18 protein-coding genes are annotated in these 19,704 nt (G+C 71.2%); 9 read left to right on the top strand and 9 right to left on the bottom strand.

Annotated features, from left to right (window positions below; genetic code table 11):
* Positions 1-153 precede the first annotated feature (153 nt).
* Positions 154-435, top strand: coding sequence for a GlsB/YeaQ/YmgE family stress response membrane protein (locus tag ACSYGO_RS13135; RefSeq protein WP_095933381.1), 282 nt, complete (start codon positions 154-156; stop codon positions 433-435).
* A 65-nt stretch (positions 436-500) separates the two neighbouring features.
* Here ACSYGO_RS13135 and tyrS read toward each other — a convergent pair whose 3' ends face one another.
* The 3 genes from tyrS to ACSYGO_RS13120 are packed head-to-tail and all read right to left on the bottom strand — an operon-like array spanning position 501 to position 4,736.
* On the bottom strand, positions 501-1,769 hold the full coding sequence (tyrS, locus tag ACSYGO_RS13130) for a tyrosine--tRNA ligase (protein ID WP_460386728.1): 1,269 nt from the start codon (positions 1,767-1,769) through the stop codon (positions 501-503).
* Between the two features lie 52 nt (positions 1,770-1,821).
* On the bottom strand, positions 1,822-3,216 hold the full coding sequence (locus ACSYGO_RS13125; protein ID WP_432176942.1) for a metallopeptidase TldD-related protein: 1,395 nt from the start codon (positions 3,214-3,216) through the stop codon (positions 1,822-1,824).
* A complete protein-coding gene (locus ACSYGO_RS13120) occupies positions 3,213-4,736 on the bottom strand; it encodes a TldD/PmbA family protein (protein WP_460386727.1) in 1,524 nt (507 codons plus the stop codon). Before ACSYGO_RS13120 ends, ACSYGO_RS13125 begins: the two co-directional genes overlap by 4 nt.
* 300 nt (positions 4,737-5,036) lie before the next feature.
* Between ACSYGO_RS13120 and fabG the strand changes: the two genes are divergently transcribed.
* The 3 genes from fabG (at position 5,037) to ACSYGO_RS13105 (ending at position 7,101) form a co-directional block, all read left to right on the top strand.
* Positions 5,037-5,741, top strand: coding sequence for a 3-oxoacyl-[acyl-carrier-protein] reductase (fabG, locus tag ACSYGO_RS13115; protein WP_028803289.1), 705 nt, complete (start codon positions 5,037-5,039; stop codon positions 5,739-5,741).
* Between the two features lie 5 nt (positions 5,742-5,746).
* On the top strand, positions 5,747-6,514 hold the full coding sequence (fabI, locus tag ACSYGO_RS13110; protein WP_095933376.1) for an enoyl-ACP reductase FabI: 768 nt from the start codon (positions 5,747-5,749) through the stop codon (positions 6,512-6,514).
* 203 nt (positions 6,515-6,717) lie between these two features.
* Positions 6,718-7,101, top strand: a complete 384-nt coding sequence (locus ACSYGO_RS13105) for a hypothetical protein (RefSeq protein WP_426676196.1) — start codon at positions 6,718-6,720, stop codon at positions 7,099-7,101.
* Here the strand turns inward: ACSYGO_RS13105 and ACSYGO_RS13100 are convergent.
* Positions 7,076-7,771 carry a FadR/GntR family transcriptional regulator gene (locus ACSYGO_RS13100; protein WP_426676197.1) on the bottom strand — a complete coding sequence of 232 codons (696 nt, stop codon included), beginning with the start codon at positions 7,769-7,771 and terminating at the stop codon, positions 7,076-7,078. The genes ACSYGO_RS13105 and ACSYGO_RS13100 overlap by 26 nt on opposite strands.
* Positions 7,772-7,882: 111 nt before the next feature.
* Between ACSYGO_RS13100 and ACSYGO_RS13095 the strand changes: the two genes are divergently transcribed.
* The 4 genes from ACSYGO_RS13095 (at position 7,883) to ACSYGO_RS13080 (ending at position 10,605) form a co-directional block, all read left to right on the top strand.
* Positions 7,883-9,232 (top strand): CynX/NimT family MFS transporter, encoded by a 1,350-nt coding sequence (locus ACSYGO_RS13095; protein WP_460386726.1) that lies wholly within the window; start codon positions 7,883-7,885, stop codon positions 9,230-9,232.
* Positions 9,233-9,447: 215 nt separating this feature from the next.
* The gene (locus tag ACSYGO_RS13090) at positions 9,448-9,564 is read left to right on the top strand and encodes an SGM_5486 family transporter-associated protein (RefSeq protein ID WP_095933372.1); all 117 of its coding nucleotides are present in this window, start codon (positions 9,448-9,450) and stop codon (positions 9,562-9,564) included.
* A 193-nt stretch (positions 9,565-9,757) separates the two neighbouring features.
* Positions 9,758-9,973 carry a hypothetical protein gene (locus ACSYGO_RS13085; RefSeq protein WP_095933371.1) on the top strand — a complete coding sequence of 72 codons (216 nt, stop codon included), beginning with the start codon at positions 9,758-9,760 and terminating at the stop codon, positions 9,971-9,973.
* A 113-nt stretch (positions 9,974-10,086) separates the two neighbouring features.
* Entirely contained in the window at positions 10,087-10,605 is a 519-nt protein-coding gene (locus ACSYGO_RS13080; RefSeq protein ID WP_426676199.1) for a SixA phosphatase family protein, read from the top strand.
* 71 nt (positions 10,606-10,676) lie between these two features.
* Here ACSYGO_RS13080 and serB read toward each other — a convergent pair whose 3' ends face one another.
* Entirely contained in the window at positions 10,677-11,888 is a 1,212-nt protein-coding gene (serB, locus tag ACSYGO_RS13075) for a phosphoserine phosphatase SerB (protein WP_426676200.1), read from the bottom strand.
* Between the two features lie 196 nt (positions 11,889-12,084).
* Positions 12,085-14,001 carry a streptophobe family protein gene (locus ACSYGO_RS13070; RefSeq protein WP_460386725.1) on the bottom strand — a complete coding sequence of 639 codons (1,917 nt, stop codon included), beginning with the start codon at positions 13,999-14,001 and terminating at the stop codon, positions 12,085-12,087.
* A gap of 241 nt (positions 14,002-14,242) precedes the next feature.
* Here ACSYGO_RS13070 and ACSYGO_RS13065 point away from each other — a divergent pair, with 241 nt between their 5' ends.
* A complete protein-coding gene (locus ACSYGO_RS13065; RefSeq protein ID WP_426676202.1) occupies positions 14,243-16,741 on the top strand; it encodes an ABC transporter ATP-binding protein/permease in 2,499 nt (832 codons plus the stop codon).
* 112 nt (positions 16,742-16,853) lie between these two features.
* Here ACSYGO_RS13065 and ACSYGO_RS13060 read toward each other — a convergent pair whose 3' ends face one another.
* The 3 genes from ACSYGO_RS13060 to ACSYGO_RS13050 form a co-directional block, all read right to left on the bottom strand.
* The gene (locus ACSYGO_RS13060; RefSeq protein ID WP_432176938.1) at positions 16,854-17,588 is read right to left on the bottom strand and encodes a transglycosylase SLT domain-containing protein; all 735 of its coding nucleotides are present in this window, start codon (positions 17,586-17,588) and stop codon (positions 16,854-16,856) included.
* Between the two features lie 298 nt (positions 17,589-17,886).
* Positions 17,887-18,972 (bottom strand): S-adenosylmethionine:tRNA ribosyltransferase-isomerase, encoded by a 1,086-nt coding sequence (locus ACSYGO_RS13055; protein ID WP_426676204.1) that lies wholly within the window; start codon positions 18,970-18,972, stop codon positions 17,887-17,889.
* A complete protein-coding gene (locus tag ACSYGO_RS13050; protein ID WP_095933364.1) occupies positions 18,969-19,664 on the bottom strand; it encodes an SDR family NAD(P)-dependent oxidoreductase in 696 nt (231 codons plus the stop codon). Before ACSYGO_RS13050 ends, ACSYGO_RS13055 begins: the two co-directional genes overlap by 4 nt.
* Positions 19,665-19,704: the final 40 nt, after the last annotated feature.

The raw sequence follows: 19,704 nt of genomic DNA, 5'->3' as shown, positions 1-19,704 counted from the left end.
GCCGCGGCTGCGCCGCCTTCGAGACCGGGGCGGAGACCCGGCGGGGTGGACCGGATGCGCCGTAGCGCGTACGGAGCCGCCCGACATGCGCCGTATGGCGGACAGGCCGAGACTGGGCGTACTGCTCATACGGAGCCGCACTAGGAGGCAGGCATGGGCTGGTTGTGGGCCATCATCGTCGGGTTCGTGCTGGGTCTGCTGGCCAAGGCGGTCCTCCCGGGCAAGCAGCACAGTCCCCTCTGGCTGACCACCATCTTCGGCATGCTCGGCGCCATCGCCGGCAACGCGATCGCCCAGGGGCTGGGCGTCGCCGAGACCCGCGGCATCGACTGGAGCCGGCACGCCTTCCAGCTCGTGGCGGCGATCATCATCGTCTTCCTCGGCGACATGGCCTACATGGCGGTGTGGGGCAACAAGAGGAAGCAGCGCGCCTGAGCGCGGCGCGTACGCACGGCGAAGGGGCGGCCCCGACGGGACCGCCCCTTCGTGCGCCTTCCGGCTCAGCCGCCCGTGACCTCGACGGCCGCCAGGTTCTTCTTGCCCCGGCGCAGCACGAGCCAGCGCCCGTGCAGCAGGTCCTCCTTGGCGGGGACCGCGTCCTCGCCGACGACCTTCACGTTGTTCACGTACGCGCCGCCCTCCTTGACCGTGCGGCGCGCGGCCGACTTGCTCGCCACCAGGCCGACCTCCGCGAAGAGGTCCACGACCGGACCGAGCTCGGTGACCCGGACGTGCGGCAGCTCGGAGAGGGACGCGGCCAGCGTCTTCTCGTCGAGCTCCGCCAGCTCGCCCTGGCCGAAGAGGGCCTTCGACGCGGCGATCACCGCGGCCGTCTGGTCGGCGCCGTGCACCAGCGTCGTCAGCTCCTCGGCCAGCGCACGCTGCGCGGCACGGGCCTGCGGACGCTCCTCGGTCTGCTTCTCCAGCTCCTCGATCTCCTCACGGGACCGGAAGCTGAAGATGCGCAGGAACTTGGAGACGTCCCGGTCGTCCGCGTTCAGCCAGAACTGGTAGAACGCGTACGGCGTCGTCATCTCGGGGTCGAGCCAGACCGTGCCCGACTCCGTCTTGCCGAACTTGGTGCCGTCCGCCTTGGTGATCAGCGGAGTGCCCAGCGCGTGCACCACGGCGTCCGGCTCGACCCGGTGGATCAGGTCGGTGCCCGACGTGAGGTTGCCCCACTGGTCGCTGCCGCCGGTCTGCAGCGTGCAGCCGTACCTGCGGTACAGCTCCAGGAAGTCCATGCCTTGCAGGATCTGGTAGCTGAACTCGGTGTAGCTGATGCCCTCCTGGGACTCCAGGCGCCGGGCGACGGCCTCCTTGGTGATCATCTTGTTCACGCGGAAGTGCTTGCCCACGTCACGCAGGAACTCGATGGCCGACAGGCCCTGGGTCCAGTCCAGGTTGTTGACCATGACCGCCGCGTTCGGCCCCTCGAAGTCCAGCAGCGGCTGGATCTGGGCGCGCAGCCGCTCCACCCACTGGGCGACGACCTCGGGCGCGTTCAGCGTGCGCTCGGAGTTCGGCTTCGGGTCACCGATCAGACCGGTGGCACCACCGACCAGGCCCAGCGGACGGTTGCCCGCCTGCTGGATGCGGCGCATCGTCAGGATCTGCACGAGGTTGCCGAGGTGCAGGCTGGGCGCGGTCGGGTCGAAGCCGCAATAGAACGTGACGGGACCGTCCGCGAACGCCTTGCGCAATGCGTCCTCGTCCGTGGAGAGGGCGATCAGCCCGCGCCACTTCAGTTCGTCGACGATGTCCGTCACGGTCTTGTGTCTCCTTGAGAGCGAAGGATGGGCACCGGCCAGTCTAGGCGCGTCACACGCCCTGGCTGACCGAGCTCATGTTGAAGTCCGGCACCCGCAGCGCCGGCATCGCAGCACGAGTGAACCAATCGCTCCATTCACGCGGCAATGTCTTTTCCGTGCGCCCCGCCTCCGTGGCCCGCCCCAGCAGGTCCACCGGCGACTCGTTGAACCGGAAATTGTTCACCTCGCCGACGACCTGGCCCTTCTCCACGAGGTAGACGCCGTCCCGGGTCAGCCCGGTCAGCAGCAGCGTCGCCGGGTCGACCTCACGGATGTACCACAGGCAGGTCAGCAGCAGACCACGCTCGGTGGCGGCGACCATCTCCTCCAGCGAGCGGTCCTCGCCCCCGTCCAGGACGAGGTTCCCGATCGACGGTGCCACCGGGAGCCCGGTCAGGTCCGCGCTGTGCCGGGTGGTGGACAGACGGTGCAGTGTGCCCTCGCGCACCCAGTCCGTCGCGGCCAGCGGCAGCCCGTTGTCGAACACGGAGGCGTCGTCCCCCGAGGAGTGCGCGAGGACGAACGGGGCGGACTCCAGACCCGGCTCGTTCGGGTCGCTGCGCAGCGTCAGCGGCAGCTCGGTGAGCTTCTCGCCGACGCGGGTGCCGCCCCCGGGCTTGCTGAACACGGTGCGGCCCTCGGCCGCGTCCCGGGCCGCGGCCGACCACATCTGGTAGATCAGCAGGTCGGCGACGGCGGTCGGCGGCAGCAGCGTCTCGTAGCGCCCCGCGGGCAGCTCGACGCGACGCTCCGCCCAGCCGAGCCGCACCGCGAGCTCCGCGTCCAGCGCCGCCGGGTCCACGTCCTTGAAGTCCCGGGTCGAGCGCCCCGCCCACGCCGACCGTGTACGGTCCGGCGACTTGGCGTTGAGCTCCAGTGTGCCGTTGGGCTGGTCGTGCCGCAGCCGCAGCCCGGCCGACGTGCCGAGGTAGCTGGAGACCAGCTCGTGGTTGGCGAAGCCGTACAGCTCGCGGCCGCCGTGCCGGGCGCGGGCGAAGGACTCGCCGAGCGCCGGCGCGAAGTCGGCGAAGACGGCGGACGACGTCTCGGCGGGCGCGTCCGTGAAGTCCGGGGACTCCGGCACCCCCGTCACGAGCGGCTGTGCGTCCTCGGCGGGACCGGCACCGCGCGCGGCGGCCTCCGCGGCCCGCACCAGCGGCTCCAGCTCGTCGGCGGTCACGGCCGAGCGCGAGACGACCCCGGACGCGGTGCCCTCACGGCCGTCGACGGTCGCGATGACGGTCAGCGTGCGCCCGCGGGTGACGCCGTTCGTGGTGAGCGCGTTGCCCGCCCAGCGCAGGTTCGCCGTGGAGTGCTCGTCGGCGATCACCACGCAGCCGTCGGCGCGGGACAGTTCGAGGGCGCGCTCGACGACCTCGTGCGGCTTGTTCGTACGAGCGGTCATCGACCGGCCTCCTGCGTGGTGTTGAGGATGTTCACGCCCTTGAAGAGGGCCGCCGGGCAGCCGTGCGAGACCGCGGCGACCTGGCCCGGCTGGGCCTTGCCGCAGTTGAAGGCACCGCCCAGGACGTACGTCTGCGGGCCGCCCACCGCGGCCATCGAACCCCAGAAGTCGGTGGTCGTGGCCTGGTACGCGACATCCCGCAGCTGGCCGGTGAGCCGGCCGTTCTCGATCTTGAAGAAGCGCTGGCCGGTGAACTGGAAGTTGTACCGCTGCATGTCGATCGACCAGGAGCGGTCGCCGACCACGTAGATGCCGCGGTCCACGCTCCCGATCAGATCCTCGGTGGACATCCCGGCCGGGTCCGGCCGGAGCGACACGTTGGCCATGCGCTGCACGGGCACGTGCCCGGGGGAGTCGGCGTACGCGCAGCCGTTGGACCGCTCGAAGCCGGTCAGCCGCGCGATGCGCCGGTCCAGCTGGTAGCCGACGAGCGTGCCGTCCTTGACCAGGTCCCAGGACTGCCCCGCGACGCCCTCGTCGTCGTACCCGATGGTCGCGAGTCCGTGCTCGGCGGTGCGGTCGCCGGTGACGTTCATCAGCTCGGAGCCGTACCGCAGCTTGCCCAACTGGTCGAAGGTGGCGAAGGAGGTACCGGCGTACGCCGCCTCGTAGCCCAGCGCGCGGTCCAGCTCGGTGGCGTGCCCGATGGACTCGTGGATCGTCAGCCACAGGTTGGACGGGTCGACCACGAGGTCGTACACGCCGGAGTCGACGCTCGGCGCCCGCATCTTCTCCGCGAGCAGCTCCGGGATCTGCGCGAGTTCCGACTCCCAGTCCCAGCCGGTGCCCGTCAGGTACTCCCAGCCGCGCCCGACCGGCGGCGCGAGGGTCCGCATCGAGTCGAACTCGCCGCTGGACTCGTCGACGGCGACGGCCGTGAGCTGCGGGTGCAGCCGGACCCGCTGCTGGGTGGTCACGGTCCCGGAGGTGTCGGCGTAGAACTTGTTCTCGTGCACGGTCAGCAGCGAGGCGTCGACGTGGTTGACGCCGTCGGCCGCCAGCAGCCGCGTGCTCCAGTCCGCGAGCAGCCCGGCCTTCTCCTCGTCGGGCACGGAGAAGGGATCGATGTCGTACGAGGAGACCCACGTCTTCTCGGTGTGTACGGGCTCGTCCGCCAGCTCCACGACCTCCTCGGACCCGGCGGCCCTGATCACCTGGGCGGACAGCTTCGCCATCGCCACGGCCTGCGAGGCGACCTTCGCGGCGGCGTCCATCGTCAGGTCCACACCGGACGCGAAGCCCCAGGTCCCGCCGTGCACCACCCGCACCGCGTACCCGAGGTCCGTGGTGTCCGACGACCCGGCGGGCTTGGCGTCGCGCAGCCGCCAGGACGCGCTGCGCACCCGCTCGAAGCGGAAGTCCGCGTGCTCGGCGCCCAGGGCCCGCGCCCGCGCGAGCGCGGCGTCGGCCAGGGCGCGCAGCGGTAGCGCCGTGAAGGCTTCGTCGATGGAATGAGGCACCGAGGTCTCCCTGCTGTCGTGGCCTGTCGGATCCGATCATGTCGCGCGGGCGGGCCCGGCGGCCATGTCTTTCCTCCAGCAGGCGCAGGTTTCGGGCCGGTACGTCCGGCGGGCCGCGGGATTCGGCGGGCCGGCCGGGCCTCGGCCCCCGCCGAGCAGGGATTTCTGTAGGGATCCGACAGCGACTCCCCGGCGCCACTGTCGGTGCCCGATTCTCCGAGCGGCCTGCCGGACCGATAGGTTTCCGAGGAAGGCGCCTGTCTTGCAGGGGTTCCAGTCCGCTATCGAAAGGGTGATCCGTTGAGCCGCTCGGTTCTCGTCACCGGAGGCAACCGGGGCATCGGCCTCGCCATCGCCCGCGCGTTCGCCGATGCCGGCGACAAGGTCGCGATCACATACCGTTCCGGTGAGCCGCCGTCCGGCTTCCTGGCCGTCAAGTGCGACATCACCGACACCGAGCAGGTGGAGCAGGCCTACAAGGAGATCGAGGCCGAGCACGGCCCGGTCGAGGTCCTCGTCGCCAACGCCGGCGTCACCAAGGACCAGCTCCTGATGCGCATGTCCGAGGAGGACTTCACCTCGGTCATCGACACGAACCTCACCGGCGCCTTCCGCGTCGTCAAGCGCGCCAACCGCGGCATGCTGCGCGCCAAGAAGGGCCGCGTCGTCCTGATCTCGTCGGTCGTCGGACTGCTCGGTTCGGCGGGGCAGGCCAACTACGCCGCCTCCAAGGCCGCCCTGGTCGGTTTCGCGCGCTCCCTCGCCCGGGAGCTCGGCTCGCGCAACATCACCTTCAACGTCGTCGCGCCCGGTTTCGTCGACACCGACATGACCCAGGCACTCACCGACGACCAGCGCGCGGGCATCGTGTCGCAGGTGCCGCTGGGCCGCTACGCGCAGCCCGAGGAGGTCGCCGCGACGGTGCGGTTCCTCGCCTCGGACGACGCCTCGTACATCACTGGAGCCGTCATCCCCGTTGACGGCGGACTGGGAATGGGTCACTGATCACCATGAGCGGAATTCTCGAGGGCAAGCGCGTCCTGATCACCGGTGTGCTGATGGAGTCCTCCATCGCCTTCCACACCGCCAAGCTGGCCCAGGAGCAGGGTGCCGAGATCATCCTGACCGCGTTCCCGCGGCCCACGCTGACCGAGCGCATCGCCAAGAAGCTCCCCAAGCCCACCAAGGTCATCGAGCTCGACGTCACCAACGAGGAGCACCTCGCCCGCCTCGCCGACGTCGTCGGTGAGGAGCTGGGCGGCCTCGACGGCGTCGTTCACTCCATCGGCTTCGCCCCGCAGGACGCACTCGGCGGCAACTTCCTCAACACGCCGTTCGAGTCGGTCGCCACGGCCATGCACGTCTCGGCGTTCTCCCTGAAGTCGCTGACCATGGCCTGCCTGCCGCTCATGCAGAACGGCGGCTCGGTCGTCGGCCTCACCTTCGACGCCCAGTACGCCTGGCCGCAGTACGACTGGATGGGCCCGGCCAAGGCCGCCCTGGAGGCCACCAACCGCTACCTCGCCCGGGACCTGGGCAAGCAGAACGTGCGCTCCAACCTCATCTCGGCGGGCCCGATCGGCTCCATGGCCGCCAAGTCCATCCCGGGCTTCAGCGAGCTCGCCGCCGTGTGGGACACCCGCGCGCCCCTGGAGTGGGACCTCAAGGACCCGGAGCCGGCCGGCCGCGGTGTCGTCGCCCTGCTGAGCGACTGGTTCCCGAAGACCACGGGCGAGATCATCCACGTCGACGGCGGTCTGCACGCGATCGGCGCCTGACACCTCGCGACGCGTCGCCCCGGGACGCCGGCGAAGCCTCCCGGCACACTCCCGCGGACGTCCGCACCCGACGCCCCGTTCCCCGCAGCCGCGGGGGGCGGGGCGTCCCCCGTTCGGCCCAACAGACCGGGCGCCCGGGGTGGCCAGGCACGCACGATTGGAGTAGCACCGCCCCGCAGCCGTACGGCCGAGGAGGTCCCCTTGTGCGCCTGTCCCGCCGCTTTGCCCCGGTGTTCGCAGCTGTCGCTCTCGTGATGGCCGTGCCGTACGACGCGATACCCCACGCGCGCGTGGGACACGACGACGCCCAGAACCTCCCGACCGACGACGGCCGACCCGCCGACCCCGAACCGTTCGGCGCCGAGTGCCGCACCACCATCGACGGCTCGCACGCCGTCGCGTACTGCCACAACCCCTATGTGGACACCGATCGCGTCCGTCTGCACGTCGAGTGCGACCGCTGGTGGGACATCGACACCGACAGCGCCCCCGCCGACGCCGGTGCCGCGGCCACGGTGAAGCTCACCGGCCGGTGCTGGAAGGAGATCCGCTCCGTCTGGATCAGTCACCAGAAGCAGCCGAGCTGAACCTCCCGGGACGGCACAGGAACGGATAACCCGCGGCCTCCGTGGCCGCCGCCTCCGCGTCGCCCGTGCGGATCGCGTCGACGAGTCGCGTGTGGTCCATGTACGTCTCCGGTGTCAGCTCCTCGCCGACGTCCTCGCGCAGCCAGTCCCGGAGCACCTCGCCGAGGTCCGCGTACATCGCCCTCATGACGTCGTTGTGGGACGCGGCCACCACCGCCAGGTGGAAGGTCGCGTCCGCCGTCACGAACGCCTCCGTGTCGCCCGACTCCCACGCCTCCTCGCGGCGCAGGAGCAGGGTGTCCAGCTGCTTGAGATCGCGCTCGGTGCGCCGCTCGGCCGCCAGCTTCGCCGCGCTCGACTCCAGCGTGGAGCGCAGTTCGGCGATGTGCCGCGGGTCCGCGTCCGCGAAACGGCGGTGCATCACTCCGGCCAGTTCGCTGGTCGCCACGACATAGGTGCCCGAGCCCTGACGGATGTCGAGCAGGCCGTTGTGGGCGAGGGCGCGGACCGCCTCGCGGACGGTGTTGCGGGCGACGCCCAGCTGCTCGACGAGCTCCGGCTCGGTGGGGATGCGTGAGCCGACCGGCCACTCGCCCGAGGTGATCTGCGTCCGCAGCTCGTCGATGACCTGCTCGGACAGGGCCGAACGGCGTGGGTGGCTCAGCGGCATGTCGGTCCTTCGTACGGGCCCGGTGTGGTCGGTCGCGCGGGGGCGGAGGTCTCGGAGATTAACGCAGGCGGATTGGACAACCAATCATCCCATGATTCTATGATGGGCGGCATGGCAAGCGAGGAGACCCGGACGATGACGTCCACACCGATACGCAGCTCCGCAGGGAGCACGGAACCCCGATCGCCCGCCACGCGCGCGTGGACGACGCGACTCGTGGTCGTCGGTATCGTCCTCACCGCGCTCAACCTGCGTCCGGCGATCACCAGCCTCGGCGCCCTCCTCGAAGAGGTGCGCGACGGCCTCGGCATGAGCGGCAGCCTCGCCGGGCTGCTCACCTCCGTACCGCCGCTCTGCTTCGCGGCCTTCGGTGTCATGGCACCGCGGCTGGCCCGCCGCTTCGGGCCGGGCGCGGTCGTCTGCGCGGGCATGGCCGCCATCGCGGCGGGCCTGGCCGTCCGCCCCTACGCGGGGAACACCGCGGGTTTCCTCGCCGCGACCGCGCTCGCGCTCATGGGCATCGCCGTCAGCAACGTCCTGATGCCGGTCATCGTCAAGCACTGGTTCCCGGACCGGGTCGGCTCCATGACCGGCCTGTACTCGATGGCCCTGGCGCTCGGCACCTCGGCCGCCGCGGCGGTGACGGTCCCCATGACCGATGTCCTGGGCGGCAGTTGGCAGTCCGGGCTGGCGGTCTGGGCGGGGCTCGCGGCGGCGGCCGTGCTGCCGTGGCTCCCGCTCGTGCGCACACGGGACGCGGAAGCCGGTGCCGGCCGCGCCCGGCGCACCGGTGCCCAGGACGTCGCGGGCGCGCGGGCGGACTCCGGGGCCGCCGCGTCGGCGGGGTCCGTGCCGGACGGGCTGCGCATCACCCGCAGCCGTACGGCCTGGGCACTCGCCGTCTTCTTCGGTCTCCAGGCCACCGCCGCCTACATCACGATGGGCTGGATGCCGCAGATCTTCCGCGACGCGGGCGTCTCGGCCGGCACCGCCGGACTGCTCCTCGCCGTCACCATGGTCATGGGCGTGCCGCTGGCCTTCGTCATTCCGCGTCTCGCCACGCGCCTGCCCCACCAGGGGCCGATCGTGCTCGCCCTCGGCGTCTGCGGGCTCGCCGGGTACGCCGGGCTCTACTTCGCTCCGGCGGGCGGAGCCTGGGCCTGGGCGCTGCTCCTCGGCGTCTCCAACTGCGCCTTCCCCCTCGCGCTCACCATGGTCGGCATGCGGGCCAGGACCGGGGCGGGCGTCGCCAAGCTGTCCGCCTTCGCCCAGAGCACCGGTTACCTGCTCTCCATCCCGGGCCCGCTGCTCGTGGGCGTGCTCTACCAGCACAGCGGCGGCTGGGGCATGCCGCTCGCCCTCATGACCGCGCTGATGGTCCCGCAGATGGCGGTGGGCGTCCTCGCGGGCCGCGACCGCACGGTGGAGGACGAGGCGACGGCGCCGGGCGCGCAGGGCTGAGACCGCGGCTCCCCGGATGAGTCCATGGCCTACGGGGTGGGCGGTGGCCCACGCGGGATGCGGTGGTCCGCCGGGGGGGCCATGCCTCCGGGTGTGACGGTAGGGGACGAGGCCACGGCTCCGGGCGTGACGACGGGGACTGCGCGGTGGCACCGGGGGCCGGCGTCCCGGACCCCACCCTCCGAGGCCCGGACGAAGGGTGCGAGACTGGCCGTATGCCTGCGCTCGACCCGAACCCCCAGAACGGCCAGAAGAAGCTCCTGCTCGTGTTTGGAGCGATGCTGGCCATCACCGTGATCATCGGCATCATCGCGTCGATCGCCTCGCCGTGACCCGAGGCCCCCTCGGCCACCCGGGCCACGCGTCCCACCGCGATGGTGGGGCTAACCCCCCTGTCCCCTAGGGGGTGAGTGTCAGGGTCAAGTGGGTGGATCACCGGATGGGTTGAGCGCCCCCGAGTCCGTAGTTTCGAGATGTGGCCGCGAGGACGCCGGCCACGGAGCACTCGAAGACCACGGAGGCGGCATGTCGGCCCGAACGCACACCCGGCCCCACCCGGCGACCCCGGGCCGCGTCGACATCCGTCTGCCCTGGTGGGCCCTGGCCCTGCCCACGCTCGCCTTCGTCACCCTGCTGCTCCTGATCCTCAATCCCGCCGACGCGCACGCCGCGGGCGGCGACCCGGCGATCACCCACGTCTTCGAGCAGGTCCAGCAGACAGTGCTGCACCGGGCGCCCTGAGTCACCACGCGTCAGGCCCGGTCCCGTGCCGTCCGGGGGACCTCATCACCCCTGGCGGGTGAGCACGTCAACTCCCAGCGCCCCATGGCGTGTTTCATGCGAAGCTGGAACGCATGAGCGTCGCAGACCCCCGCAGGATCATCCTCTTCCGGCATGCGAAAGCCGACTGGCCGCAGGTGTCCGACCACGAGCGGCCGCTCGCTGACCGGGGCCGCATGGACGCGGCCACCGCCGGGCGCAAGCTGGCCGACACCGGCATCACCTTCGACCTGGCCCTCTGCTCCACCGCGATCCGGACCCGCGACACCTGGAAGCTCGCGGTCCACGAACTCGCGCACCGGCCGAAAACAGTCTATGAGGAGCGGCTCTACGAAGCCTCGCCCGGTGAGCTGATCGCCGTGCTCAACGAGACCCCCGACGACGCGCGCCAGGTGGTCCTCATCGGCCACAACCCCGGGGTGCACGGCCTCGCCGAGATCCTCGCCGGCCAGGCCGAGGGCGACGCCCGCACCCGGATGAACAGCAGGGGGTTCCCCGCCGCCGCCTTCGCGGTGCTCACCTTCGACGGCTCCTGGAAGACCCTGGAGCCCGGCACGGCCACCCTCGTCGACTACTGGGCGCCGACGGAGTGACCCGCCCCTCCTCGTGACGAAGGGGGTCCGACACCCGGTGTCGGACCCCCTTCGTCATATCACCGGACGGGTCAGTGGTCGTCCGTGTGCATGTCCGCCGCCTCGACCTCTTCGCGGGTGACGCCCAGCAGATAGAGGACCGTGTCGAGGAACGGGAAGTTCACCGCCGTGTGCGCGGCCTCGCGCACCACCGGCTTCGCGTTGAACGCGACGCCGAGCCCGGCGGCGTTGAGCATGTCCAGGTCGTTGGCGCCGTCACCGATCGCCACGGTCTGCGCGAGCGGGACCCCCGCCTCGGCGGCGAACCGGCGCAGCAGTCGCGCCTTGCCCGCCCGGTCCACGATCTCGCCGGTGACCTTGCCGGTCAGCTTCCCGTCGACGATCTCCAGCGTGTTGGCCTGCGCGAAGTCGAGCCCGAGCCGTTCCTTCAGGTCGTCCGTGACCTGGGTGAACCCGCCGGACACGACGCCGACTTGGAACCCGAGCCGCTTCAGCGTACGGATGAGGGTGCGTGCGCCCGGCGTCAGCCGCACCTCCTCGCGCACCTTGTCCACCACGGAGGCGTCGAGCCCCTTGAGCAGGGCCACGCGCGCGTGCAGCGACTGCTCGAAGTCCAGCTCCCCGCGCATCGCCGCCGCCGTCACCTCGGCGACCTCGGCCTCGCAGCCCGCGTGCGCCGCGAAGAGCTCGATCACCTCGTCCTGGATGAGCGTCGAGTCCACGTCCATCACGACCAGACGCTGGGCCCTGCGGTGCAGTCCGGCCGCGACGACCGCGATGTCGACACCGAGCGCCGCCGCCTCGGTCACCAGCGCGGTGCGCAGCGCCTCGGTCCCCGTACCGGACACGGCGAATTCGACGGCCGTCACCGGGTACTTGGCGAGCCGGAAGATGCGGTCGATGTTGCCGCCGGACTTCGTGATCCGCGCGGCGATCGCGGCGGTCGACTCCGCGGTCAGCGGATGCCCGAGCACCGTGACGAGCGAACGTCCGAGCCCGCGGGGCCGGTTGTCGCCGTGGCCGGAGATGATCTCCGCCTGCATCTTCATCGACTCCGCCCAGCTGTGGACGGTGGCCCGCAGATCACCCTCGAGCCCGACGTGCGGCTCGGTCACGAGCGCGCACAGCACGATCCGGCCACGGGTGACGACCTGCTCGATGTCGACCACGTCGACGGAGTAGGCGGCGAGGGTGTCGAAGAGTCCGGCGGTGATGCCCGGCCGGTCCTTGCCGAAGATCTTGACGAGGAGAGTGGGGACGTCGGAGGTCTGCGAAGCGCTCATGGTGCTTCCACCGTATCCGGCACCGAGTGCCTTCCGCCTTCCTGGTCCGCCTGGCGGACGGGGAACACTGGATGTCACCTGAGTGGCGCGCTCATGACCGCCCGCCGACGCCGCACCGCCCTCTCGTGCGCGAGGCCCCCGCACCCAGCGGGAACGGGGTCGTGCCGCACGTCCGCCCGCGCGCGGCGCGAGTGCGTCAGCGTCCTCCGCGGGGCCGGCGCGGAGGGGGCGTCCCCTCGTCCGGAGGCGGCGGCGGGGGAGGCGGCGGAGTCCCGCCGAGGCCCTGCCCGCCCGGCCGGGGCCGACGCGGGGGCGGCGGACCGATGGGCCCGACCACCGTCGGCGCACCGTACACATCGCCGGGCGCCGGTCCGTTCCCCGGCGACCGCGTGCCCTCGGAGGGCGGTCCGCCGTCCCGCGGTCCGGCTCCCCGCGAGGTCGGTCCGCCGTCCCTGGGTCCGGCTCCCGGCGAGGGCCGCCCGTCACGTCCCGGTGTGCCCGGCACGGGCCCCCGCGGCCTCGCGCCGCCCGGCCTCCGCAACTCCTCCGGCAGTTGGAGATAGGGATTCGTGTCCGGGTTCGGCGGCCGGTAGGAGGCCTGCGGGCGGTAGGGCCCGGACTCCCCGGCGGGCACGGCGTACTCGGCCACCGCCACCGGGTGCCCCCCGAAGTCACCCAGTGCCAAAGGCGCGGCCCGTCGTCCCGCGGCGCCGCTCGCGTACGCCAGCAGCGCCCCGGCCGCGCCCGCCCCCGCGCCCCACGCGGCGCCGAGCAGCAGCGCGATGCCCAGGCGTCCGTGCAACTCGATCCCCGCGCCGAACGCGTCGAAGCCGAGCACCGACAGCGAGGCGTCCGCGGACACCTCCGTCAGCCACGCCATCAGGGGCAGTGCGGCCGCGGTCACCACCGCGAGCGGAAGAGCGCAGCGCCCTGCGAAGGAGAGGGCACCCCCGCCCCGTACGTCTGCGGCAGTCGCTCCTCCCGCGTCGGCGGCACCCCGCTCCCGTACAAAAGGCGTACGCGTCGCCGTCAGGACGCCCGCGAACAGCATCATGAGGGCGGTCGCGACACCCAGCAGCCACACGCGTCCGTCGAGTTCGGCGAGACGGCCCAGGGTGACGGGCCGGTCGGAGTCGACACTGAGCAACCGGTCCAGCGGGTCGGGGAGCAGCTTGGCGAGTTCGCCCGTGGCCCTGCCGTCCCACGGCACGAGGAGGCCGATGGGCACGCCGAGCCACACGCCGTTGGGCGCACCGAGCAGGGCGGCCCCGGCGATCCGCCTGGGGTGGTCGTCGCCGATCCCCGCGTACGCCGCCGCGGCGAGTCCCGCCAGGACGGCGACCAGCAGCACCGTGACGAGCGCGGAGGCGGCCGGCCGCACCACCCGGTGCACGGCCTCCCAGCCGCGCGGCAGCGGTGTGCGCCGCGAGGCCAGCAGGGCGATCACCAGGACCCCGGCCGCCCACGCCGCACCGCCCAGCAGCGTGGGCACCGTGTCGACGGTGAACCCCACGGCCGCCTTCGCGTCGACCAGGTCACCGATCTTGTCGGGGAGCAGTCCGCCCAGGTCGCCCAGTCCGCCGGGGAGTTTGTCGGTGATGTCGCCGAGTCCGCCCCCGCCCGCGACCCGGTCGAGCCCGAGCTTGCTCCCGTCGATCGTGATGACGTCATGACCGGCCCAGGCGAGACCGCCCAGCGTGGCGACGAAGAGCACCACCACCGAGGCCCCGCGCGCGAGGAGTTCGGACGGAGAGATCACAACTCCCGCCCCGCGCAAGGACCTCAGGAAGAACCAGGCCAGCAGCAGCGCACCGACCAGGCCCACACCCAGCGGTGTGATCTGGATCGCGGTGTGCGCCTCCGCCCCCTTCAGACCGAAGGCCGACACGTCGCCCGACGGCTTGACCGCGCCGTTCGCCCCAAGTGCCACCACCGCCGCGGTCATCGGCCCCAGCGAGCCCGCCGAGTCCGCCCCGAGCAGATGCAGACCGAGCGCGGCCGTACCGGCCATGCCGATCAACGCCCAGCTCACGGAGGCGATCGCGGACAGTGCCACGTCTCCCCACGGCACACTCCTGGTGCCTGCCTCGTGGTCCGCGGTCCCGATGCTCATCGTCAGACCCCCCGATCCGCGCCGCGGCGATCCACCGCGGATGTCCCCCTCGCGTGGGATTACCACTCTCCGGGCCGGTTTCAACCCCGTCAACGGAAACGGGCAACCCGCCCGTACTCATCCTTCACAAGGCCCGACTTTCGGTCAGGGGGCTCCTACTGAAATAGTTCCCCACGATGTTCGACATCCCTAGACTCCCTGTGATGGGGGTAACTCGGGGGACAACTCAGTGGGGCATGGAGTGCCGGAACTCGTACTGGAATTGAATGGACGGACCTGGACGCTCGATGCGTCCAGGCCACACACCCTCGGACGCGATCCGCAGGGGGACATCGTGCTCGACGACGCCAGGGTGTCCTGGCGTCACGCCACGATCAGCTGGGGCGGCCGCAGTTGGGTCATCGAGGACCATGGCAGCACCAACGGCACGTTCGTGCAGGGCCAGCGGATCCACCAGATGGAGATCGGCCCGGGCTCGGCCGTGCACCTCGGCAACGCGACCGACGGGCCGCGCCTGAACGTGTCGGGTGCCGCCGCCTCGGTCGCGCAGCCCCAGCAGCAGCCGTACGCCGCGCAGGGCGCGAGCCCCGGCTGGGCTCAGCAGCCGCAGCAGCAGGCGCCCGACCAGAGCTGGCAGCAGCCGCAGCAGTCGGCACCGAGCGTGCCGCAGCAGCAGGGACCCGGTGGAGCCGCGGGGGCGCCGCCGGTCTACGGCGACCGCAGCCCGACGACCTTCCACCAGTTCTCGCTCGGCCGCGTGATGCGCATCGGCCGTGCGCTGGAGAACGAACTGGTCGTCTCCGACCTCCAGGTCTCGCGCCACCACGCCGAGTTCCACGCGACGCCCGACGGCCGCTTCGAGATCCGTGACCTCGGCTCGCACAACGGCACGTACGTCAACGGTATGCCGATCGCCAAGGGCGGTTCGGCGCTGCTCGGCCCGAACGACATCGTCGGCGTCGGCCACTCGACGTTCCGCCTCGTCGGCGACCGCCTCGAGGAGTTCGTCGACACCGGTGAGGTCTCCTTCTCGGCCCGCCACCTGACCGTGACGGTCGACGGCGGCAAGCAGATCCTCAAGGACGTCTCCTTCGGCGTGCCGGAGAAGTCGCTCATCGCGGTCATCGGCCCGTCCGGTTCCGGCAAGTCGACGCTGCTGAAGGCGCTCACCGGCTACCGCCCCGCCAACCAGGGCGACGTCCTCTACGACAACCGGAACCTGTACAAGCAGTTCGCCGAGCTGCGGCAGCGCATCGGTCTGGTCCCGCAGGACGACATCCTGCACAAGGAACTGACCGTCAAGAAGGCCCTCAAGTACGCGGCCAAGCTGCGCTTCCCCGCCGACACCACGGCCGAGGAGCGCGAGGCCCGCATCGACGAGGTGCTGCGCGAGCTGAAGCTGGACATCCACAAGGAGAAGAAGGTCACCTCCCTCTCCGGTGGCCAGCGCAAGCGTGTCTCGGTGGCCCTGGAGCTGCTCACCAAGCCGTCGCTGATCTTCCTGGACGAGCCGACCTCCGGCCTCGACCCGGGCATGGACCGCGACGTCATGCAGCTGCTGCGCGGCCTCGCCGACGACGGCCGTACGGTCCTCGTCGTCACGCACTCCGTGGCCGAGCTCGCGATCTGCGACAAGCTCCTCGTCATGGCGCCCGGCGGCTCCGTGGCCTACTTCGGCCCGCCGGAGGAGGCGCTGAACTTCTTCGGCTACGACACCTGGGCCGATGTGTTCTCCGCCTTCGAGAACTACCGCGACTACGACTGGGCGGGCCGCTGGAAGGGCTCGCAGCACTACCAGATGTACGCCGCGGACATCGACGCGGTCGCGCCGCAGTCGACGCAGATGCCGCCGCCGCAGGCGATGAAGCCGCCGAAGCCGCAGAGCTGGGGCTCCCAGCTGATGACCCTGATCCGCCGCTATGTCTCGGTGATCGCCTCCGACAAGGGCTTCCTGGCGCTGACGGTGATCCTGCCGGCGGTGCTGGGCGCGGTGAGCCTGCTCATCGACTCGGACAAGACGCTGCTGGTCAACCCGATCATCACGAAGGGGGGCTTCCACGTCGCCAACGGCACGGCCACGACGGTGCTCCTCATCCTCGCGGTCGGCGCGTGCTTCGCCGGCGCCGCCAACTCCGTCCGCGAGCTGATCAAGGAGCGGGTGATCTACGAGCGGGAGCGCGCGACGGGTCTGTCACGTTCCGCGTATCTCATGTCGAAGGTCATCGTCCTCGGCGTGATCACCATGCTGCAGGGTGCCTTGATCGGCGCCATCGGCTTCGGCAGCCGCACGGTCCCGGACGAGGGCCTGATCCTGACGAGCCTGCCCAAGGTCGAGCTCACCATCCCGATCATGGCTCTCGGCTTCGCGTCGATGATGTTCGGCCTGGTGATCTCCTCGCTGGTGAAGACCGCCGAGAAGACCATGCCGCTGCTGGTGATGTTCGCGATCGTCCAGGTCGTCTTCACCGGCTGTCTGTTCATCCTGAACGGCACGCCCGGCGTCAATCAGTTCTCGTACCTGATGCCGGCCCGCTGGGCTGTCGCCGCCTCCGGTACCACGCTGGACTTCAACAACATCTTCCCGAACCAGGACGACCCGAGCAGCACGGACCCGCTGTGGGACCACACGGCCGGGGCCTGGACCCTGGACATGGTCGCCCTGATCGTCCTCGGCGTGCTCTGCGGCTTCTTCGTGGCCCGCTTCCTGCGCCGCCACGAGCCCGAGGTCATGCGCAAGTAGTCGCGCGGACCGGCCGCCCGCAGTCGTGCGGACCGGCCGGCACGGGCGAAGGGCGGCACCCCGACCGGGGTGCCGCCCTTCGGCGTCTGCGTGGGAGCTCCGCGCCAAGCCCTCAGTAGGCGCTGTTGACGTTGTCCATCGAGCCGTACTTGTCGGCCGCGTAGTTGGCGGCGGCGGTGATGTTGGCGACCGGGTCGTAGATGTTCCACGAGGTGCCGGGCACGTGGTACGCGTTGAAGGTCGGCTGGATGACCTGCAGCAGACCCTTCGACGGGATGCCGTTGATCGCGTTGATGTCCCAGCCGTTGATGGCGTTCGGGTTGCCCGAGGACTCCCGCATGATGTTGCGGTACAGGCCGTTGTAGGTGCCCGGGATGCCGTGCTTGGCCATGATCGACAGGGACTTGCGGATCCAGCCGTCGAGGTTGTTGGAGTAGGTCGTCGCGGCGACCGTCTGGACGTGGATCGGCGCGGAGCGGCCCGCGGCCAGCGTCGTCACACGGGATTCCGCGACCTGCTGCCTCGCGAGGGACTCGGCCTTGTCGGCGGCGGCCTTCTTCGAGGCGGCGTCGGCGACGGCCTTCTGCTTCGCGGCGATGTCCTGGGTCTTCAGGTCCTTGACGGCCAGCTGGTCGGTGATGCGGGCCTTGACGTCCTTGATCTGGGTCTCGCTGTAGGCGACCGGGGCCGCGGCGACGGCGGCGTCGGTCGCGGTGGTCCCCGAGTGACCCGGTGCCAGCGAGAACGCGAGGGCAGCGGCGCCGAGGGTGGCGACACCTGCGATCGAGAGCTTGCGGACCTGGGTCAGCTTCGGACTATGTCCAGGAGTGGTGTTGTTCTTGGGCATGGCTGATGGACCTCTTCGAATAGCGCGGAGGTCGCTCGGGGCCCGGTGGGGGACAAATCGTTTCCGGAACGAACACCGTGGGACGAAACCCTCGGTGCTGAGCGACGGAGGCAATTCTTAGCGGCCGCAAAATCCCATGGCAAAGGTGTGACGTACGAAGCCGGGTAGTGGAGCCGTAACGGGCAAATCGGGGCAGACTGATACGTCTGCCCCGGTCGCCGCGTCCTGTTTATCTCCTATGCTCCCTCGTACGTGATGTGCGCCCTATGTGCGGGCTCACACCGGTCCCTCCCCGATGTCACCAACAGTTGCCGGAGCAATGCCGAGAGCGAGGGCTCTCCTCGGGGAGGATGAGGTGGACGTCCCCGAACTCGTGCCAGAGGTAGCGCCCGCGCAGCGCCTGGTCGTAGCTGCTGTCGAGCGCGGGGCGGCCCGCGATCGCCTCCAGCATCAGAAGATGCGAGGCCTCGGGCTCGTGCAGCCCGGTCAGCAGCCCGTCGACGACCCGCACCCCGCGCTCCGGGGTCACCACCAGATCGGTCCAGCCCTTCGCCGCCCGCACCACCCCGTCGGTGCCGGTCGCGGACTCGACGGCACGCACCGCGGTCGTGCCGATCGCGATGATCCGGCCCCCGCCGGCCTTCGCCGCGTTGATCAGCCGGGCCGACGCCTCCGGCACCTCGTACCTCTCCGGATACGGCGGCTCATGGGACTCCGCCGACGCCACACCCGTGTGCAGCGTGATCGGCGCGAACTGCACGCCCCGGCTCACCAGCTCCGCCACCAGCCGAGAGGTGAAGGGCCGCGCCGCGCTCGGCATCTCCGCACTGCCCGCGCCGTCGGTGGACGGCAGCGCGAACACCGTCTGGTACACGGACAGCGGCTGGTCCCTGTCCGTGTACGAGTAACGGATGGGCCGCCCGTGCCGCCGCAGCAGTCCCAGGACGTCGGCCTCCGACACCCGCCCCCACCACAGCCGCGGGCTCCGCGAGGTCAGCGGCTCCTCCAGGACGAGCCGTACGTCCCCGGGCAGACACACCTCTGTACCCGCAGGCCCGCCCGCCCGCGCGCGCGTAGTACCAGCACCGTCGGGATCGCGCAGCTCGACGGCCCACCGCCCGTCGTCCCCTCGCGTGGAGAAGTGGACGACCACCCGCGCGTCCCCCACCCGCCCGTCCACCGCCGCCGCCAGGGTGGCGGAGGTGTTGACCACGAGCAGGTCACCCGCCTTCAGCTCCCGGGGCAGCTCCACGAACTCGTGATGCGACACCTCTGTACCGCGCGACACCAGCAGCCGCACCGAGTCCCGGTCCAGGCCGGGACCGCGCTGCTCGGCCGGCACCCGGGCAGACAACTCCTCCGGAACCTGCACCGCCGTCGTCATCGCTCCTCCAGGAGGGCCGGAGCGGAGTAGCGCCCACTCGCCGGCCGTTCGTCGATCAGTCGCAGAAAGGCAGGAACCACGCTGTCCGGTGCCGGCCGTGGATCGTCGTCCTCCGGTACGGCCGCCGCGTACAGGTCCGTACCCATGTCCCCGGGGTCGACGGCCCAGACCCGAAGACCGGGCTCCTCCTCGCCGAGGACCGCCGACAGATGATCGAGCGCCGCCTTGGACGCGCCGTAGCCGCCCCACGTCTCGTACGCCTCGGCGGCGGCGTCCGAGCTGATGTCGACGACCGTGCCCGCCTCCGCGGCCCGGAGCAGCGGCAGCGCCTCCTGGACCAGGCCCAGCGCGGCCACCACATTGACCTCCAGCGCCTGCCGCAGCCCGTCCAGCGTCAGGTCCTCCAAGCGCACCAGCGGCTCGGCGCCGAGCGCGCTCGCGTTGTTCACCAGCAGGTCGACACCCCCGAGCTTGCGGGCCGCCGCCACCAGCTCCGCACGGTGTCCCGCGTCCGTGACGTCCCCGGGCAGAGCCTCGACACGGGTCCCGTACGCGGACAGTGCCACCGCGGTCTCCTCCAGAACACCGGCCGTCCTGGCGTCGAGCACCAGGTCCCAGCCGCGCTCCGCCAGGGCCGCACCGAGCGCCCGCCCCAGCCCCTTCGAAGCCCCCGTGATGATCGCTACCGGCATGACAACCGTCCCCTCATCCCTTGACCGCCTCTCCCGGCGG

Source organism: Streptomyces krungchingensis, from assembly GCF_054729265.1.
Note: the sequence above shows the minus strand (reverse complement) of the source record. Positions and strands in the feature narration are given on the sequence as shown.

Coding starts and splice junctions, on each gene's coding strand:
- ACSYGO_RS13135 (WP_095933381.1), top strand. CDS start 154: ATGGGCTGGTTGTGGGCCATCATCGTCGGGTTCGTGCTGGGTCTGCTG.
- ACSYGO_RS13125 (WP_432176942.1), bottom strand. CDS start 3,216: ATGACCGCTCGTACGAACAAGCCGCACGAGGTCGTCGAGCGCGCCCTC.
- fabI (WP_095933376.1), top strand. CDS start 5,747: ATGAGCGGAATTCTCGAGGGCAAGCGCGTCCTGATCACCGGTGTGCTG.
- ACSYGO_RS13100 (WP_426676197.1), bottom strand. CDS start 7,771: ATGCCGCTGAGCCACCCACGCCGTTCGGCCCTGTCCGAGCAGGTCATC.
- ACSYGO_RS13095 (WP_460386726.1), top strand. CDS start 7,883: ATGGCAAGCGAGGAGACCCGGACGATGACGTCCACACCGATACGCAGC.
- ACSYGO_RS13090 (WP_095933372.1), top strand. CDS start 9,448: ATGCCTGCGCTCGACCCGAACCCCCAGAACGGCCAGAAGAAGCTCCTG.
- ACSYGO_RS13085 (WP_095933371.1), top strand. CDS start 9,758: ATGTCGGCCCGAACGCACACCCGGCCCCACCCGGCGACCCCGGGCCGC.
- ACSYGO_RS13080 (WP_426676199.1), top strand. CDS start 10,087: ATGAGCGTCGCAGACCCCCGCAGGATCATCCTCTTCCGGCATGCGAAA.
- serB (WP_426676200.1), bottom strand. CDS start 11,888: ATGAGCGCTTCGCAGACCTCCGACGTCCCCACTCTCCTCGTCAAGATC.
- ACSYGO_RS13070 (WP_460386725.1), bottom strand. CDS start 14,001: ATGAGCATCGGGACCGCGGACCACGAGGCAGGCACCAGGAGTGTGCCG.
- ACSYGO_RS13060 (WP_432176938.1), bottom strand. CDS start 17,588: ATGCCCAAGAACAACACCACTCCTGGACATAGTCCGAAGCTGACCCAG.
- ACSYGO_RS13055 (WP_426676204.1), bottom strand. CDS start 18,972: ATGACGACGGCGGTGCAGGTTCCGGAGGAGTTGTCTGCCCGGGTGCCG.
- ACSYGO_RS13050 (WP_095933364.1), bottom strand. CDS start 19,664: ATGCCGGTAGCGATCATCACGGGGGCTTCGAAGGGGCTGGGGCGGGCG.